Genomic DNA, 16,678 nt, shown 5'->3' with positions numbered 1-16,678 from the left:
TAGAAAAAAAGAAACGTGTGAGCTCCATTCACACGTTTCAATTCTTTTTTATGCTGTTACGCGACTCAGAAGATATGATGTATTCCAATCCCTCTTCAAGGGTCATCTTTTGGAAGTGCGAAATAGCAATTCCCTCTTTTTCTAATTCCTTTTCCATTTCACTCCAGTTATTCGTCACAATTTGAAGCGGCTCCACGTCTAGTTCCAAGAAATTCGGGTGCTGTTTGATCGTTTCTGTCATATCCGTTACCCATACTCTTGCCCACTTTTCAAATATCTCATCTTTATTAAACGATTGAATGATTTGTCCCTTTTCAAACACCGTGATCCAATCACAAATCGAATTTACTTCATCGATCGAATGTGTGGCCATGACAATGCTTCTTTCCCCCTTCTCCATAAAGTCAATAAGATCTTCCTTCATTTTCTTTTGGGAGACAATATCGACTCCTGAAGATGGTTCATCTAGAAGCAATAATGTAGGATGATGACTTAGCGAAAAGATAAACTCTACTCTCTTTTTGATTCCTGTTGAACATTTGCCGAACTTCATCCCTGTGTCTATTTCGTACCTGTTTATTAAATTCACATAATACTCTTGATCCCACGTAGGGTACCAATAAGCGAAAAAGCTTGATATTTCCTTAACCGTTAAATAGCCAAGTGGCTCAAGCATGCCACCTGAATAACCAATCTTCCTTTTAATTTCCGCTTCACTTTCATTCATTGATTGATCAAATAATGTAATGGATCCTTCGTCTGGCTGCAGAAGGTTCATCAGCAAACGAAAAAACGAACTTTTTCCGGATCCATTTGCGCCAACAATAGCAACTGCGGTCCCTTCCTCAATTTGAAAATCGATCGGACCAAGAGTGAATTTTTTATAATGCTTAGTAAGAGACTTCGTCAAAACAATTGATTTAGTCACCCTCCTCTTCCCCCTTTTCTCTTCTATTCATCACATTATCAAAAATGGCTCGTATGCCTTTTGCCGTAAGACCTACTTGCTCTGCCTGGGTAACGGCCCTTTCAAAGGCATCCATGACTACTTTTTGCTTCGTCTCCTCCATTTTTTCTGTCTCCATCTCTTTCACAAACGTCCCTTTTCCTTGAACGGTCTTAATAAAGCCCTTGCTTTCTAAATTTTGATATGCCCTTCTCGTCGTAATAACACTGCATTTTAAATCATTAGAAAGAACCCGTATAGAAGGAAGTGGTGTACCTGGCGGAAGCTGTCCCCCAACAATTAAAGATGTGACTTGTGCTTCGATTTGATGGTATATGGGTTCTCTGCTTTCCTCAGAAACTCGAATAGGTAACTTCATAGATCCTCCTCCCTTCCACTACATATAATCTCTCTTTGCTAGGCGACGAGTGAGCAATTTATGCCAAAATGCAGAACCTATTCCCCCAAAGATGATTGAAACAACAGCAACAATCCAACCGTACTGACTAATGAGAAGCAAGCTCCATTCCACAATACTATAGCCAACAATAGAATGAAATCCAACAAATAATCCCATCATTAACCCAATCCAGAAAAGCGGTACGAGGTGTAACACTTTTCCACTTGTTCCGTACTCAATAAACGGATTCATACCTCCTAAAGCTAGTGAATATCCAAACCAAGCAAATATAAAAATGATAAGCTCTTTCGCAGAAACGAATTGATAGAAATCGCTTGGTAGTTTGTAGACAATCGCTCCAAAGAATGCAATCGACATCAGTAGTAAGATAAGTAGCATTAAACATGTACGGCTAAGTGCTACAATTTTTACAGGTATCGGCAATGTCCGAATAAAGGCCATCCTTTTTGTATACGGGTCATCTTTAATCGTTTGAAAGGATAAGTACGGACCTGACATAAAAATCGTTGATAACGACGGCAGCAGAGCAACAAAAAGAATATCTAAAACAGGATTGTTATAATACATCACTTCTTGACCGAACAATGCTCGGGCCGCTTGCTCTAAGAAAATAGTAGCAAATAACCCCAAAAAAATAACTACAAGAACCGTTAATAACAACGCAGTCCAATTAGTTTTCAGTTCTTTTTTTACAAGCCAGAACGCCTGATTAACCACTTCTCATCCCTCCTTATGACATTAATTGAAGAACCGATTGGATAATCCATCTTCTTGATGGCCTAACAAATCAATTCCTAAATGAGCTAAAATGACAAAGACAACCGTCCAAATCGTAATACTTGCTGTCATCCAAATTAACGCCTTCTTTTTTGTTCCTCCTAACGACACACTCATAAAAGCAGTCACATGACTTCCGACAAACAAAGGACCAATCATCGCTAACCCTGGAAGACCGTATTTCGTCCAGATCTTTTGTGCCCGAATCGAGCGTTTGCTCTCAGCTTTCTCTTCCGTTTCTTTCTTTTTCTTAGTGCGCCATTCTTTAATTTTATTGACAAATACAATAACTAAAGCAACGGTTACCACATTTCCAATGACACCTAGGACAAAAACAGGGACCGTTGCTAGTCCAGCAATGATAGCAAGCGGTGCAACCGCATATCCCTCAAGAAAAGGAACAGCCGCTAACAAAAGCACAAGCAAATACGCCCACAATAATTCTGAAAAACTCATAATACCCTCTCCCCACTGTTATACTGTATATATTAATATATACAGTATAACACCAATATGTGTCAACAGAAAAAAAGAATTCCCAAAAGCCCTATACGCTTTTGAGAATTCTTCTTTCCCTATATCCGACCGCGATTAAAGATACGATCATTCCACATAAGATAATTTACGAAAAACAAAATAACGAGATAAACATAAACTCCAAATGGCAACAGAGAACTAAGATAATGTAACCCAACGAAAGGTCCAATTAATAGAATCATAACGAAAATAGCCAATCCTTCTCCTTGCTGACCTGCTCTGAAAGATTCAGAAAAAGGCAAAGCCTTCTCCAATGATAAATAACAAATCACTGTATAAATGAGCGAACTCAAAAACACGACAACAAGATGCGGGATGATTGAAGTAGAAAAGATGACTCCAAATACCAAACTCACAATGACAAAGATCGGCAGAAACAATTTTACTAGAAATGCCTTTAATGTTCCTTTATAAATCGGAGCCATTTGCTGCAACGGAGTCACTCGGTAAATCCAAGCTCCTTTATACGTACCCGAAAATTTTAACATCATAATAATCGTTGGAATAACAATCAAGCAAACATAAATAACTAAATACAAATGACCAGAAGTGATTTCCTCGACCGTACGATAGCGAAACTCATTGTAAAACAGCAAAAAAGGAAGTATGATTGCTAATCCTAGTGATGGATACACTTTTAACTTAAACTCTCTTTCCTGTTTCATCATCACTTTTGCAAATCGAAAAAACGTTCTCTCTTCCTTCGAACGGCAAATCCACTTCTCCAACACGTTTGTCTGGTTCCGGTTCTTTTTACTCATTTTTTGATTACTAAGCTTCTGTAAATTCCTTTCAAACGAAGGCAACATTTTTATATATAAAAACATACAAATGACGGGAATAACAAAGGCTAGACCAGAATGAATGAGGATATAAACATTTCCATTCCCATTTAAGAGCCACTCAAATGGAGCTGCGTACCACATCGGAGGAAGAAGAAATTGCCACCAACTCATCGTAATCTCAATATTCAAATCAAGAAATTCAAATGATCGAATGACTAATTGATATCCTATAATCGTTCCTAATGACAGCAGAATTTGAACATAATTGATTAAATCCATCAATTTCTCTCCATCAAAGAAACGCAAAATAACCCAATACATCATCGCTGTCATAACAATAATGAGAAGATTTAGAAAGATCATTTCCACAAGAAATAAGAGAAAAAACAGAAATCCTTGTACAAATAAACTAACAATCAGAGGAATTGTCATGATGGCTGCAGTCAAAAAGAACAAATAAATTAGTACATGAACAAATTTGGATGCACTAATTGTCTTCCTATCAACTGGTTTCGTTTGAAGAATCGGCTTATCTCGAATGTCTAATAACACAGAAGAAAAATCCGAGATCATTGAAGTCATAATGATAAACATCGCAATCCCAAACACAATGCTCATTTGAAATAAATAATGCTCGCCTAATAAAATAAAAGGAATGAGGATTAGACCAAAAAGAGCATACAGCCATAGTGACTTTAAAAATTGGTTTCCTTCTTTTTTCTTCGAATTCGACTGTGTGAAAATCGTTGGAACTCTTCTTTGATCCATTGTTAATTTCACTCGGAGAATTTGCCTCATTATGTCATAATCTACACCCATTTTTACAAATACAGTTCTAAACATATCTAATAGTTTAATAGATTGAAAGTTGTCCATTTTACACCTCTTGAACGATAGAGACAAAATCCTCGGCAATTTCTCTATGTTGATGAAAACCCGTTAATTGATTAAAGATTTCTTCTAACGTACCTTCCGTGTTTTGTTCTTTTAACTCCTCGAAGCTACCATCTGCCACAATCCGTCCTTCAGAAATCAAAATAATTCGATTGCTTATCTTTTCGACCACTTCCATAATATGAGACGAATAAAAAATCGTCTTCCCTTGTGCTGCAAGCTGTGCTAATATTTCTTTTACGACCATAACACTATTGGCATCCAAGCCGCTTAATGGTTCATCTAGAAACAATAAATCGGGATTATGTAATAAACTAGAAATGAGCAATACCTTTTGCCTCATTCCTTTTGAAAAGCTCGAAAGCCTCGAATGAAAGACTTCCTCTAACCCAAACTTACCCATAAGTCGTTTAGCCTTGGCCTCAACAAGTTCCGATTCCATCCCGTATAACTCCCCAACAAACGATAAATATTCAATGGCTGTTAAGTTATCATATAACTCAGCTGTTTCCGGGACATAGCCAATTCTTCTCTTATAGTCGACTTTTCCATCGGAAATATCATTGCCAAATATGGACACCTTACCAGAATAGCCCGAAACAAGTCCGAGCATGATTTTAACAGTTGTACTTTTCCCGGCTCCATTTGGTCCTATGTAACCAATAATTTGACCTTTAAGTACTTCTAGATTAATCGCTCGCAATGCCATTTTCCCATCAAAAGACATGGTTACATCTTCAAGTGTTACTATCGGTTGTTCGTTTCTTTCACTCACCAAACTTCCACCTCTCCCATCTGCATTTTCCTTATTTTAACATAACTTCTAAAAAGAAGTGCTAATGAAACGGTGGTACTATACCTTTGGACCGAAAAAAAATCTAAAGTTCTTAAAAAATAATGAGAAAGTTGCGGATGCTCTTCCTTTCCACAAAGTATCTAGTAAACTATGTTTGAATGAGTATGAATACGCTTTTTCAGTCATAATTTACATATAAAATGAAACATTTCCTCGTTATTTGTTTACATTTATAACATTGTGGTGAGATATGTTGATAATTTGTTGCAGGAAAAAGCATCCTCTTTCAAAAAATAGTAATAAAGACAAAAGATACTAAAATAAAAGAAAGGTGGTCATTGTTTGTGAACCGAGATTTAAGCTTACAACAAATCGCTGAAGGAATGACAAAGTCACTATTAAATGCATCAGAAAAAGATTTAGAAGGTTTTCAAAAAATCGTCGACGCAACGCTAGAATTACGGGAAGCTCATAAAGACTTACAAAAAATGGTACAAAGTTATTCGAATTCAGGCATTCATAGAAATGTAAACTCTCATAATGGGTAAATAAACAAGGACCACTACAACAACGGTGGTCCTTTTAACCTGATTAAGTTCCTAAATGTTTGCCTTTTAGAAAGTGAAGAATAACATGAGCCGCTACTCGACTCGTCATATCACGGAAATCAACCGTCGGATCGACCTCAACAATTTCTAGAGCCCTTACTTTCGGGTGTTTTCCTAAATAGGTGATCGCTTCAAAAAGATCAATAGCATCCATTCCACCTGGTCCAATCGCTGGACAACCCGGTGCTTGTGACTGATCAAGTACATCCATATCTACAGAAACATAGATACTGTCGACTGTTTGTTCTAGCTTCTTTAACGATGTTTCCATCATCTCTTTCATACTTTGTTGTCTTACTTGTTTCATAGTGTATACCGTCACACGATGTTGGTTTACATAATCATAATATGGTTTACTATTTGAAAAATCACGTATGCCTACTTGAATCAAATTGGTGCCTTTTAACGTTTGAGTTTCAAGTAGACTTCGAAATGGAGTACCATTAGAAGGTCCCCCGTCTACGAGATTTCGAACATCATGATGAGCATCAAACTGAATGACTCCTACCTCTCCATTTGCTTCCTTGAATCCTTTCACACTTGGGTAGGTGATAGAATTATCACCACCTAGTATAATCGGTAGCCAAGATTCATTCTCCTTACTCAATCGATGAATCGTTTCATAAATTCGATTCTGGGATTGCATAATATCAGTAACATGCATCGAGATGTCTCCAAGGTCTTGTATGGCCCAATTGAGCAAGTCAACGTTCTCTTCCACTGAATAAGTCGAATAGTTTGATAATGCTTTTCGGATTGTTCCTGGTGCAAAGCATGCTCCTGAATGACTGATGGAAGACTTTGATAGAGGGGCTCCAACTAACCCAACTCCCTTGATCTTTTCTCCGTTCCACCGCTTGATTATATCTCCCATCTTTGTCACTTCACGATCAATAAAAGATGAGTTAGCTTTTTGAAGATAAGGAAGTTGTGTCACTGACCTCTCTCCTTTTTGAAACAACCTCACCATTTTTTATAACGGTATTCACATGATTCACGCCATAATGATAAGGAAGATAGTGATAATTCGGAGCATCCCAGATTACTAAATCTGCCTGACGCCCTACCACTAGTTGACCAGCTTGCTCTCCACGTCCGATCGCATAAGCAGCATTAACGGTCATCGCATTCCAAATTTCTTCTGGTGTCATTTTTAGTTTTAGTGCCGCAAACGTCATGATCAGTTGAATGTTTTCAGTTGGGCAGCTACCTGGATTAAAATCGGTTGCTAATGCGACTATAACGTTCTCATCAATCATCTTTCTCGCCCGTGCAAAGGTTTCTTTTCCAAGATAAAAAGTCGTTCCCGGTAGTAGTACAGCAATCGTTCCGGTCTCAGCCAGCTTTTGAATTCCATGATCCGATGCACCGACGAGATGATCAGCCGATATAGCTCCCAATTCAGCTGCAAGTTCGGTACCACCTAGTGGATCAATTTCGTCCGCATGAATTTTCAGTCCAAATCCTTTTTCACTCGCTTTTTTTAAATACTCTCGAGACTGCTCGACTGTAAAGACACCCGTCTCGGTAAAAATATCAACAAACTCGGCAAGATTCTCTTTTTTAATCAAATCAAGCATGTTGATCATCTCAGTTAAAAAAGCTTGAGGATCTTCCTTATATTCATGAGGAATGGCGTGCGCACCTAAAAAAGTAGAAACAAGGTCGATAGGATGATCTTGCTGCAATCGTTTGGCCACCTTCAACTGCTTTAACTCGGTGTCTACATCTAGTCCATAGCCACTTTTTGCTTCCACAGTTGTAACTCCATACGACAACATCCGGTCAAGGTGAAAACGTGACTTTTCATATAAATGATCCTCTGTTGCTTCACGAGTACTCTCCACTGTCGAAAGAATGCCTCCCCCTTGTTGTAAGATTTCTAAATAAGGAACTCCTTGTTGTTTTAGTGCCATTTCATGTTCACGCGAACCTCCAAAGACAACATGAGTGTGCGGATCCACCAATCCCGGTGACACGAGTTTGCCTTGACAATCAATTACTTGCCCTGCTTGAATACCACTTGCTGACTCTCTTTCTCCGATAAAAACAATTTTGCGATTTGCTATGCCGACAACGGCGTCTTCAAGCAATCCGACATCCTGCATGGCCTTACCTGCTTTTGGACCAACTGATTCCATCGTGAGTAACTGACCTATATTTATAAGAAGTAAATCTACATATTCTTTCATACGTTTTCCCTCCTTCTTACTCTTTTTCATTCATTGGAATGATGACTTTTTTCTCTGTTGCCACTTCTTTTGCGAGTTCATAACCTGCGTCTGCATGTCGGATTACACCCATACCAGGATCTGTCGTCAGAACTCGATGCAAACGTTCTTCGGCGAGATCCGTCCCATCAGCAACAACAACCATCCCCGCGTGAAGAGAGTATCCCATCCCCACACCTCCACCATGATGAACGGACACCCAGCTTGCACCAGCTGATGTGTTAACAAGTGCATTTAAAATCGCCCAATCTCCTACAGCATCACTTCCATCTAACATCGCTTCTGTTTCTCGATTTGGAGAAGCAACAGAACCACAATCTAAATGATCCCGTCCAATAACAATCGGTGCTTTTAATTCTCCTTTTCTCACCAACTCATTAATCGCAAGTCCCATCTTTTGTCTCTCACCGTATCCTAACCAACAAATTCGAGAAGGAAGACCTTGAAATGCGACTTTTTCTTGAGCCATATCAATCCAGCGACAAAGAGCTTCGTTCTCAGGGAACAGTTCTTTAATCAAGGCATCTGTACGATAAATATCTTCTGGATCCCCTGATAAGGCCACCCATCTAAAAGGTCCTTTTCCTTCACAGAACAATGGACGAATATAGGCCGGAACAAACCCAGGAAAGCTAAAAGCTTCTTCAAACCCTTCGTCTTTAGCGACTTGGCGGATATTATTCCCATAATCAAAAACGATTGATCCCCGTTTTTGCAATGCAACCATTGCTTCGACGTGCTTTCTCATGCTCTCATTTGCAAGCTTTACATACCTAGTCGGATCGTTTTCACGAAGTTCGGCAGCTTCCGCTATTGAAAACCCTTCTGGAACATAGCCATGTAAAGGATCGTGGGCAGATGTTTGGTCTGTGACAATATCAATATGAATTTTTCGCTCGAGTATTTCATGATGAATCGCAGCGGCATTTCCAACTAACCCAATGGAAAGAGGCTCTCCATTTTCTTTTGCTTTTTGCGCCCATTCAAGTGCTGTATCTAGTGAATCCGTCATCCGGTCACAATATTTCGTATCCATTCGTTTTTGAATTCGTTCTGCATCTACATCAACCGCAATAACCACTCCACCATTCATCGTTACCGCTAAAGGTTGGGCACCACCCATTCCTCCCAGTCCAGCTGTTAACGTGATGGTTCCTTTTAAACTATTAGAGAAATGTCTTCGACCAATCTCGGCAAATGTTTCATAGGTTCCTTGTAAAATGCCTTGTGTCCCAATATAAATCCAGCTTCCCGCCGTCATTTGGCCATACATCATTAGTCCTTCTTTTTCGAGTTTATGAAAATGATCCCAATTGGCCCACTTTGGAACTAACACAGAATTCGACAACAATACTCTTGGCGCAGCCGGGTGCGTCTTAAACATACCAACAGGTTTTCCAGATTGAATAAGTAATGTCTCATCTGCTTCAAGCTTTTTCAAAGAGCGAACAATCGCATCAAACGACTCCCAATTCCTAGCCGCCTTTCCAATTCCCCCATACACGATTAACTCCTCAGGCTTTTCGGCTACTTCGGGATCCAAGTTATTACAAAGCATCCGCAAAACAGCTTCCTGCTCCCAACCTTTACATTCTCTCTCTACCCCTGTTTTTGCTTGAATCATTCGTTTAGTTGTCATATTTCTCTCTCCCTTTTATGAATAAATTTTCGTTTCTGTTTGGTCAATATGATGGGAATTATCTTTCAGCCAGTCATGAATGGCTTCTATATCCTTAGAAAACACACGGTCTTTTGTGATCGATGTAACTAGCTCTCTTCCTTTATTTAAAAAGGAATTCGTGGCACTCGACATCTTCTCTATTCCTCTATATTCTGCTGCTTGCATCGCACAAATGGTTTCAATAGAAAGAACACGACGTGCATTTTGTATCACTTGGTAGGCATGTCTTGAGCCGATTGTCCCCATGCTAACATGATCTTCTTGATTCGCTGATGATGGAATCGAATCGACGCTCGCTGGGTGGGCCAATGTTTTATTTTCTGACACAAGTGACGCTGCAGCATATTGCATAATCATTGCTCCTGATTGCAACCCTGGTTCTGGACTCAAGAATGGCGGCAAATCACTTAACTGTGGGTTCACTAAACGCTCGATTCGACGCTCGGAAATGTTAGCAAGTTCAGCCATTGCAATTGCTAAGAAGTCCATCGCAAAGGCGATTGGCTGCCCATGAAAGTTCCCTCCAGATAGAATCTTCTTTCCATCATCAAAAATGAGAGGGTTATCTGTTGCTGCATTCATTTCAATTTCTAACTTTTCCTTCACATAATTCAATGTTTGCCATGTGGCCCCATGCACTTGTGGGATGCATCGAATGGAATATGCATCTTGCACTCTTACTTCTCCTTGCTTTGTCGTAAGCTGACTATCATGTAAATACGAGCGAATTCTTTTTGCTACTTCTATCTGTTCTTTATAACCTCGAGCTAAATGGATATCCTCATCAAAAGCATCAATGATTCCGTGTAACCCTTCGATCGTCATGGAAGCAATAAGCTCGGATTGAAAGGCGAGTTTTTCTGCTTCTAAATAAGCAACGACTCCCATTGCTGTCATCGCTTGCGTTCCATTAATAAGAGCTAAGCCTTCTTTTGCGGTTAACGTGATCGGAAAAATCCCCTCTTTTGTTAAAGCGTCGATTGCTTTCATCCTCTCACCTTGATAAAAAACCTCTCCCTCACCAATTAACACGAGCGCCAAATGTGACAATGGAGCCAAATCGCCACTAGCTCCAAGCGATCCTTGCTGCGGAATAACAGGATGAATGTTAGCATTCACTAGATCTAATAATCTTTCAATGACAACCGGTCGCACTCCCGAAAAACCTTTAAGCAATGCATTTGCCCTAAGCAGAACCATCGCCCGTGAAACCACTTCAGGAAAAGGATCTCCAACACCACAAGCATGCGATCGAATTAAATTTAATTGCAAAGTCTCGACATCATCCTTGCCGATATAAACATCACTAAATTTCCCAAATCCTGTTGTGATGCCGTAAACTACTTTCCCTTCATCAACAATCTTCTCAACCGCTTTGCGACTTTTTTTCACTTTCCTCATGCTTTCATCTGAGTATGTTACTGTTTCGTTATCAAACAGTACTTTACGCATGTCAGAAAACGTAAGAGTCTGACCATTCAAAATAACCATCTTCTTCTCTCCCTTCATGTCTTTAGCAAAGTAAAGGAGCAATAGAAAAGGGGACTATATCATTGAAATCAAATTTTTGATTTCAAGATATAGCCCCCTATTAACTAAAATAACTATGGGCAGTTATATGTGATTAATACCTAAACCAATTGTTTCATGCTCTGACCCCTTAACAGGTGCACCGATTGTGCCGTACAAGGAAACCGCTATCCAATCTCCTTCTAACTCACTGTCATACGGGTTCCCACGTAATATCGCAAACGATAAACCAACTGTTCGCAAAACAGATCCTAACTGAACTTGGCCTCTCGTTACACCATGTAACGCCTCCATAATAGCATGATAAAGTGCGTGAGATTCGCGGTAAACATTCGACTGAATAACCCCATTTTTCTTCGCTGCTGTTTCTATTGCCGCCACTACTTTATGAGCTTCCATTGAACCGACTTTTCCGGTACAACCTTTCCAATTCGACTGTTCCAGTCTCTTCAATTGACCTTCTGAATCCTCCGAAAGCAACAGAAGAATGGCGTGTCGTCCAATACGATTATCACTGCTTAATGCCATTTTACAACAACTCTTTCACTTTTCTAAAAGCTCTAATGTCTACTAACTACTTTTATTGTAAGCGCTTTAACAATAAGCGTCAATAAAAATTTCCAAATTATTACGGTTATAGGCCTACCTTTCCTGAAATCCTCATGATGGTAAAAATCAAGTTCGTTTTAATCCTGTAATCATTTGTAAATAAATTGGTAATCATAAGAAGGGGTGATTTGAGTGGACAAGGATAAAGAGAAAGATGAGATTCCAGTATTCGATCGATATAGCTTTTTCGGGTTGTTAGCTATAATTTTAATCTTTTATTTAGGTTGGTGTTGTAAAGCTATTAAGGGGATTTAAAATGATTTCATTTTCATGCATTCACGTAATTTATTCGAACCACTGCTTTTAATAAACTGAGCCCTTTATTTTCAAAAAATTACCTAATCATTTCTATTGAAAAAGTTTCATACTTAGTGCATAATGAAAACCGTGCGAAAAAACAATGATAAAACTAACTATCAAGGGGCTGGCTGTGACACTGGTGTTCGCCACGGTCTTCAAAACCGCTTGGGAGGCGCGTGCCGTCTCCGGTAGGTTCGATTCCTACACAGTCCCGCCAAATTAAGGTTTTTACGGTTCTAAGGGTTTTAGGTATCAAACGGTCTCGGTTAGGTTTTAGACGAAACCGTGGCAGACCGTTTAGCAAGACCGCTTGGTTTCGTCTACATATTTATTCAACCTGTATCCTTCTACATACAAAATGTGGGAGGTTTTTTTATGGCAAATCACGAACAAAAAAGGATTAGAAAATACTCTAGGAGTAAAACCAGTAAGAGAAACCCCAACCAATCGAAGGCTAATTCCTTAAGTGTGATGTTTGACAGATTCATGGTCTTTAAAGAAATATTTCCCTGCATTGATATTCTTAAAGCGAACACGACTTCGGAAAAGAAAAGGAGTTAGCTTTTAATACTCAGGAATTAAAGAAAAACAAATATTTGAATAAAATTCAACAAGGTAGCTTTACTCATTAGACAATAAGGTACATCTCCAGTAAGAAGATATAGCCTTGTATTGAATCAAGTTACCGCTACCCCGTGAAAACTTCTCCATCTGGATAACGAATACTTGATTTTTGAGCTTTTGCCAATGAAAAGGCTAATGTTAATGGACCAATTCTTCCTATAAACATTAAAACAATAATCAGTTGCTTACCTACATCCGATAATTCTCCAGTCAATCCCATAGACAAACCAACCGTCCCAAATGCAGAGAAAGCTTCAAACACAATCATGATAAACGGTGCATCTTCCGTAATCGTTAGCGCTAAAATGGTTAAAAACACTGCAAATAAACTAATAACAACAATTGCTAACGAACGAATTACCATCTGGTGTTTAATTGTTCGCTCAAACACTACCGTTTCGTTTCTTCCTCTTAAAAACGTTATAACCGCCATCACAATTACAATAAAGGTTGTAAGTTTAATCCCACTACCTGTTGAAGCACTCCCTGCTCCAATAAACATTAAAAGCAAGATAAAAACTATCGAGCCTGGATTCATACTACCAATGTCCAACGAATTAAAGCCAGCTGTTCTCGGTGTAACAGCTTGAAAATAGGATGCCCATAGTTTTTCTCCCATTTCCAGAGTGCCGAGCGTAGCAGAATTTGTGTATTCAAGCGTAAATATCAATAACATTGCAACAACATTTATAACTAGAGTCCCTGTAAGCATTAATTTAGTATGTAACGATAAACGATGAAATACTTTTGTATGCCATAAATCAGATAAAACAGTAAATCCAATACCACCTGTAATAAATAAAAAAGTAATTAGAATATTAACAACAGGGTCTCCAACATACCCCATCAAACTATCAGACCACAACGAAAATCCAGCATTATTGAATGCAGAAATCGTATGGAAAACACTTGTATATATTCCAAATGCCCAACCATACTCTGGGACCCAGCGCATAGATAACAAGATTACTGCTATAAATTCCATTGAGATAGCAAAAATAAATAATATTTTAACAAGGCGAATGACACCACCTATAGATGTCTGATTAAATGCTTCTTGTACCAACATTCGCTCTTTTAAGCCAATTTTTTTCCTAAGACAACAACAATTAATACAGCAAAAGTCATCAACCCTAATCCACCAATTTGGATAAGAATCATTATAACTACTTGTCCGAAAACCGTAAAATCCAGCCCCGTATCTAGTACAACAAGACCAGTTACTGTTGTTGCTGAAGTAGCAGTAAATAAAGCATCTAACCATCTAATAGGTTCTGCTGTTGCAATAGGCAACTTTAATAATAAAGTACCAATTACAATTGCTATAAAAAAACTTAATGCCAATATCTGCGGAGGTGACATTTGAATGTTTCGATGTAAAAAACCTCTTCTATCTAACATCGTTACATCCCTTCTTCTTCAAAACGTTTTAAGTCGGCTTTGTGTCCAATGACAATAAGTATATCTTTTTCATAAATCGTATCATCAGGCATTGGAGATACATTAATATCCTCACCACGTTTAATTGCCAAAATTGTACATCCAAACTTAGCACGAACATCTAAATCGATAAGTGTTGAATTATGTATTTTTCTTGTTCCAAGCAGCTCCACAATACTATATTCATCTGATAATTCGATATAATCGACAATTTTTTCAGAAACTATATGTTGTGCGATACGAATGCCCATATCTTGTTCAGGATGAATAATTCGGTCTGCTCCAATTTTATCAAGAACCTTGTGGTGGTAAACGTTTTGTGCTTTCACCCAGACATTTTCAACTTCCATTTCTTTTAATACGAGGGTAGTCAATATACTCGATTGAATGTCATCACCAATGGCTACAATCACATACTCAAAATTTCGAATGCCAAGAGATTGTAATGATTTTTCATCGGTTGCATTGGCTATCACTGCATGAGTAGAATGGGATGCAAATTCGTTAACCTTAGTATCATTGTTATCAATGGCTAACACTTGATGCCCCATTCTATATAACTCTTTGCAAACACTTCCCCCAAAACGCCCTAAGCCTATAACTGCAAATTGCTTCTTTTTTTCTGCCATTGTTTCCACTCCTTTTCCCAAATAAAAAAAGACCATCACAAAGAATGGTCTAAAAAAGACCCTTCTCTCCAAAAATAACGCTGACGAGGTTAGCTGTCGGATTAGGGACTGAGAGTATCCCCTCTTACTTAGTAAGATTCACCCCAAAGGTGGTTTTTAACCACCAAAAATGGTTCCCCCGCTCTAAAGAAGATTAAGCGAATAAAAGGTTAAAATTGTATTTATTTATAAAAGAGAATTTACTCCTCTTTTATATTCTTGTCAATATATTCTTTCTGAGTAACGTATCAATTTTTTTTAATAGATAGATTCAATTTCAGTTTCTATTTGTATCTCCTTTCCTAATATAATTTTATGATTCGTCCCAAATCCCCAAATACTAATCTTAATAAAGATAATGAGATGTTATCTTGATGATTTTTTATACGATTACCGTCTCCACTTTTTTGGAAAATACTTGTAACATATTCCAAAACATAATAAAACATGAAAAAGGGAAAAAACTCCCTTATATCTTTTACATGCTAGAAAAAATGCTACCCCAGTTGGATAACACCTTAAAAGTTTCGGATATTTTGATTTTTATACCTTTTCATTAATTCCTTCCGTAATATCAAATACAAACAAATTTAGTAGTGGCTCTTGGTATCCTGCTACCTTTAAATGTTGCATCTCGTTAACAACTTCATAAAACTCATCACTTTCATCTAAGTTTAGTCGTTCTAGCCCAGCATTGGTCAAAGGTACCTTTGAAGCACTTTTTCGATACTCGTCCAAGCCCATTCTCCATATACGAACACTTTCTTTGTATTTATTTTTTAAATACTTTGCAATTGCTATACCGTTCACATCGATATCACCAGAATAGTAAATCTCCGCACCGCTTTTAATTAACTTGTCTAATAGCAACATTCCAGAGAGTTTAAAATTCCCATGCGTACAGACGATAGGATACACTCCATCTATTTTATCTAAAATGCTGGAGTACACCCCGCTATTCTCTAAGACAAATACTTTCTTTCCTATTACCGGCTTTACTGTATCAATATGACGCAAAGCACGCAAAGGAATATTTTGAACAGATTCTTCTTGATTTGCCCAATACCACTGTTGCAACATTACATCTTCCCTAAAAGCCACAAGCCCATAACAAGTCACAAAACTGTGCAAGTCATCCTTTTCTAAGCCTACCATTGCCAACAAATTCACTTCGTCTTCCGCATTTAAATTGCTTCGGTAATCTCGGTCTTCTTTTTCGCAAAGCACCATCTCAATCGCCTGATAAAGCTTCTTATTTTTATCAAAAAAATGGGGATTCCCTGTGATTCTTTCCGCAAATAAAGGCAACTTTTCAAATTCCCCATCCGGCGGTAAATTTGATATTGCTCTTAGTATCACTTCAATTGAATCGTATTCTTGCTCATTATATAAAGCAATAAATCTAGAGGAGCCCTTTTCCTTTTCTAGTATTCTTCTAACAACTACTTGCGCGTAAGGATGAGGATACCCTTCCCTTAACTTCCTGAAGAACGCATTTTTCTTTTCTTCTTCCCGACGTTCTCTTTCTTTTTTTGGTATAATAGATTCTTTCGTTATTAACTCAACCATCTCGTATAATGTAATTTCCTCGAACTTTGAACCAATCAATCTATTTTCAAACTTTGATAAAGAAATGGTGATTGTTTTTCCACCATAAGCTATCCCCATCCACGATTCGATTGCGGTCCTTTCCTCATCCGAAGGGGCTATTTTCACAGACCCGCTTACATATCCCAAAGACTCTATTTTGCTTTTAAAAAGAGAGAAAAGGCGAGAAAACGCCCTCCTCCCAAAATACTCTTCTACTTCCCTTATAAAACCTTTATCCATC

15 protein-coding genes, 1 tRNA gene, 1 pseudogene and 1 riboswitch are annotated in these 16,678 nt (G+C 38.3%); of the genes and pseudogenes, 3 read left to right on the top strand and 14 right to left on the bottom strand.

All coding sequences use genetic code 11. The features are described 5' to 3' along the window. Positions 1-37: 37 nt before the first annotated feature. From N0O92_RS09905 to N0O92_RS09880, 6 genes are all read right to left on the bottom strand, one after another. Positions 38-928, bottom strand: a complete 891-nt coding sequence (locus tag N0O92_RS09905; protein WP_315614490.1) for an ATP-binding cassette domain-containing protein — start codon at positions 926-928, stop codon at positions 38-40. Continuing rightward, complete coding sequence (locus N0O92_RS09900) at positions 921-1,325, bottom strand: GntR family transcriptional regulator (RefSeq protein ID WP_315614489.1); 405 nt, start codon at positions 1,323-1,325, stop codon at positions 921-923. The genes N0O92_RS09905 and N0O92_RS09900 overlap by 8 nt, the downstream gene beginning before the upstream one ends. A gap of 18 nt (positions 1,326-1,343) precedes the next feature. Next, positions 1,344-2,084 carry a hypothetical protein gene (locus N0O92_RS09895; RefSeq protein ID WP_315614488.1) on the bottom strand — a complete coding sequence of 247 codons (741 nt, stop codon included), beginning with the start codon at positions 2,082-2,084 and terminating at the stop codon, positions 1,344-1,346. A gap of 21 nt (positions 2,085-2,105) precedes the next feature. Continuing rightward, positions 2,106-2,600 carry a small multi-drug export protein gene (locus tag N0O92_RS09890; RefSeq protein ID WP_315614487.1) on the bottom strand — a complete coding sequence of 165 codons (495 nt, stop codon included), beginning with the start codon at positions 2,598-2,600 and terminating at the stop codon, positions 2,106-2,108. A 119-nt stretch (positions 2,601-2,719) separates the two neighbouring features. Next, positions 2,720-4,342 carry a hypothetical protein gene (locus N0O92_RS09885; RefSeq protein ID WP_315614486.1) on the bottom strand — a complete coding sequence of 541 codons (1,623 nt, stop codon included), beginning with the start codon at positions 4,340-4,342 and terminating at the stop codon, positions 2,720-2,722. 1 nt (position 4,343) lies between these two features. Then, positions 4,344-5,087, bottom strand: a complete 744-nt coding sequence (locus N0O92_RS09880) for an ABC transporter ATP-binding protein (RefSeq protein WP_315614625.1) — start codon at positions 5,085-5,087, stop codon at positions 4,344-4,346. Between the two features lie 413 nt (positions 5,088-5,500). On the opposite strand from N0O92_RS09880, the gene N0O92_RS09875 reads away from it, so the two are divergent. Continuing rightward, the gene (locus N0O92_RS09875; RefSeq protein WP_315614485.1) at positions 5,501-5,704 is read left to right on the top strand and encodes a hypothetical protein; all 204 of its coding nucleotides are present in this window, start codon (positions 5,501-5,503) and stop codon (positions 5,702-5,704) included. A gap of 43 nt (positions 5,705-5,747) precedes the next feature. Here N0O92_RS09875 and hutG read toward each other — a convergent pair whose 3' ends face one another. From hutG to hutP, 5 genes are all read right to left on the bottom strand, one after another. After that, a complete protein-coding gene (gene hutG, locus N0O92_RS09870) occupies positions 5,748-6,701 on the bottom strand; it encodes a formimidoylglutamase (protein ID WP_396334490.1) in 954 nt (317 codons plus the stop codon). Next, positions 6,670-7,956: an imidazolonepropionase gene (hutI, locus tag N0O92_RS09865; protein WP_315614484.1), complete on the bottom strand. Its 1,287-nt coding sequence runs from the start codon at positions 7,954-7,956 to the stop codon at positions 6,670-6,672. Before hutI ends, hutG begins: the two co-directional genes overlap by 32 nt. 16 nt (positions 7,957-7,972) lie before the next feature. Further along, complete coding sequence (hutU, locus tag N0O92_RS09860) at positions 7,973-9,634, bottom strand: urocanate hydratase (protein WP_315614483.1); 1,662 nt, start codon at positions 9,632-9,634, stop codon at positions 7,973-7,975. Positions 9,635-9,649: 15 nt separating this feature from the next. Beyond that, positions 9,650-11,167: a histidine ammonia-lyase gene (hutH, locus tag N0O92_RS09855; protein ID WP_315614482.1), complete on the bottom strand. Its 1,518-nt coding sequence runs from the start codon at positions 11,165-11,167 to the stop codon at positions 9,650-9,652. A gap of 123 nt (positions 11,168-11,290) precedes the next feature. Next, on the bottom strand, positions 11,291-11,734 hold the full coding sequence (gene hutP, locus N0O92_RS09850) for a histidine utilization transcription antiterminator HutP (protein WP_315614481.1): 444 nt from the start codon (positions 11,732-11,734) through the stop codon (positions 11,291-11,293). A gap of 213 nt (positions 11,735-11,947) precedes the next feature. Here hutP and N0O92_RS09845 point away from each other — a divergent pair, with 213 nt between their 5' ends. Next, positions 11,948-12,070: a hypothetical protein gene (locus N0O92_RS09845; RefSeq protein ID WP_315614480.1), complete on the top strand. Its 123-nt coding sequence runs from the start codon at positions 11,948-11,950 to the stop codon at positions 12,068-12,070. A gap of 165 nt (positions 12,071-12,235) precedes the next feature. Beyond that, a tRNA-Sec gene (locus N0O92_RS09840) sits at positions 12,236-12,332 on the top strand. Between the two features lie 471 nt (positions 12,333-12,803). On the opposite strand, the pseudogene N0O92_RS09835 reads toward N0O92_RS09840, so the two are convergent. The 3 genes and pseudogenes from N0O92_RS09835 to N0O92_RS09825 all read right to left on the bottom strand — a co-directional run bounded on the left by N0O92_RS09835 (position 12,804) and on the right by N0O92_RS09825 (position 16,677). Then, a pseudogene (locus N0O92_RS09835) lies at positions 12,804-14,140 on the bottom strand (TrkH family potassium uptake protein). A 2-nt stretch (positions 14,141-14,142) separates the two neighbouring features. After that, the gene (locus N0O92_RS09830) at positions 14,143-14,808 is read right to left on the bottom strand and encodes a potassium channel family protein (RefSeq protein ID WP_315614479.1); all 666 of its coding nucleotides are present in this window, start codon (positions 14,806-14,808) and stop codon (positions 14,143-14,145) included. A gap of 63 nt (positions 14,809-14,871) precedes the next feature. Beyond that, a riboswitch (cyclic di-AMP (ydaO/yuaA leader) is annotated at positions 14,872-15,018 on the bottom strand. A gap of 372 nt (positions 15,019-15,390) precedes the next feature. Beyond that, positions 15,391-16,677 carry a TIGR02679 domain-containing protein gene (locus N0O92_RS09825; RefSeq protein WP_315614478.1) on the bottom strand — a complete coding sequence of 429 codons (1,287 nt, stop codon included), beginning with the start codon at positions 16,675-16,677 and terminating at the stop codon, positions 15,391-15,393. Between the last annotated feature and the right edge of the window lies 1 nt (position 16,678).

This window comes from Alkalihalobacillus sp. MEB130, from assembly GCF_032335535.1.
Classification (GTDB): domain Bacteria; phylum Bacillota; class Bacilli; order Bacillales; family Bacillaceae_D; genus Halalkalibacter.
Note: the sequence above shows the minus strand (reverse complement) of the source record. Positions and strands in the feature narration are given on the sequence as shown.

What these genes read in the sequence shown, in the direction of transcription:
- N0O92_RS09900 (WP_315614489.1), bottom strand. Translation starts at nt 1,325, where the DNA reads ATGAAGTTACCTATTCGAGTTTCTGAGGAAAGCAGAGAACCCATATAC.
- N0O92_RS09890 (WP_315614487.1), bottom strand. Translation starts at nt 2,600, where the DNA reads ATGAGTTTTTCAGAATTATTGTGGGCGTATTTGCTTGTGCTTTTGTTA.
- N0O92_RS09885 (WP_315614486.1), bottom strand. Translation starts at nt 4,342, where the DNA reads ATGGACAACTTTCAATCTATTAAACTATTAGATATGTTTAGAACTGTA.
- N0O92_RS09880 (WP_315614625.1), bottom strand. Translation starts at nt 5,087, where the DNA reads ATGTCTTTTGATGGGAAAATGGCATTGCGAGCGATTAATCTAGAAGTA.
- hutI (WP_315614484.1), bottom strand. Translation starts at nt 7,956, where the DNA reads ATGAAAGAATATGTAGATTTACTTCTTATAAATATAGGTCAGTTACTC.
- hutU (WP_315614483.1), bottom strand. Translation starts at nt 9,634, where the DNA reads ATGACAACTAAACGAATGATTCAAGCAAAAACAGGGGTAGAGAGAGAA.
- hutH (WP_315614482.1), bottom strand. Translation starts at nt 11,167, where the DNA reads ATGGTTATTTTGAATGGTCAGACTCTTACGTTTTCTGACATGCGTAAA.
- hutP (WP_315614481.1), bottom strand. Translation starts at nt 11,734, where the DNA reads ATGGCATTAAGCAGTGATAATCGTATTGGACGACACGCCATTCTTCTG.
- N0O92_RS09830 (WP_315614479.1), bottom strand. Translation starts at nt 14,808, where the DNA reads ATGGCAGAAAAAAAGAAGCAATTTGCAGTTATAGGCTTAGGGCGTTTT.
- N0O92_RS09825 (WP_315614478.1), bottom strand. Translation starts at nt 16,677, where the DNA reads ATGGATAAAGGTTTTATAAGGGAAGTAGAAGAGTATTTTGGGAGGAGG.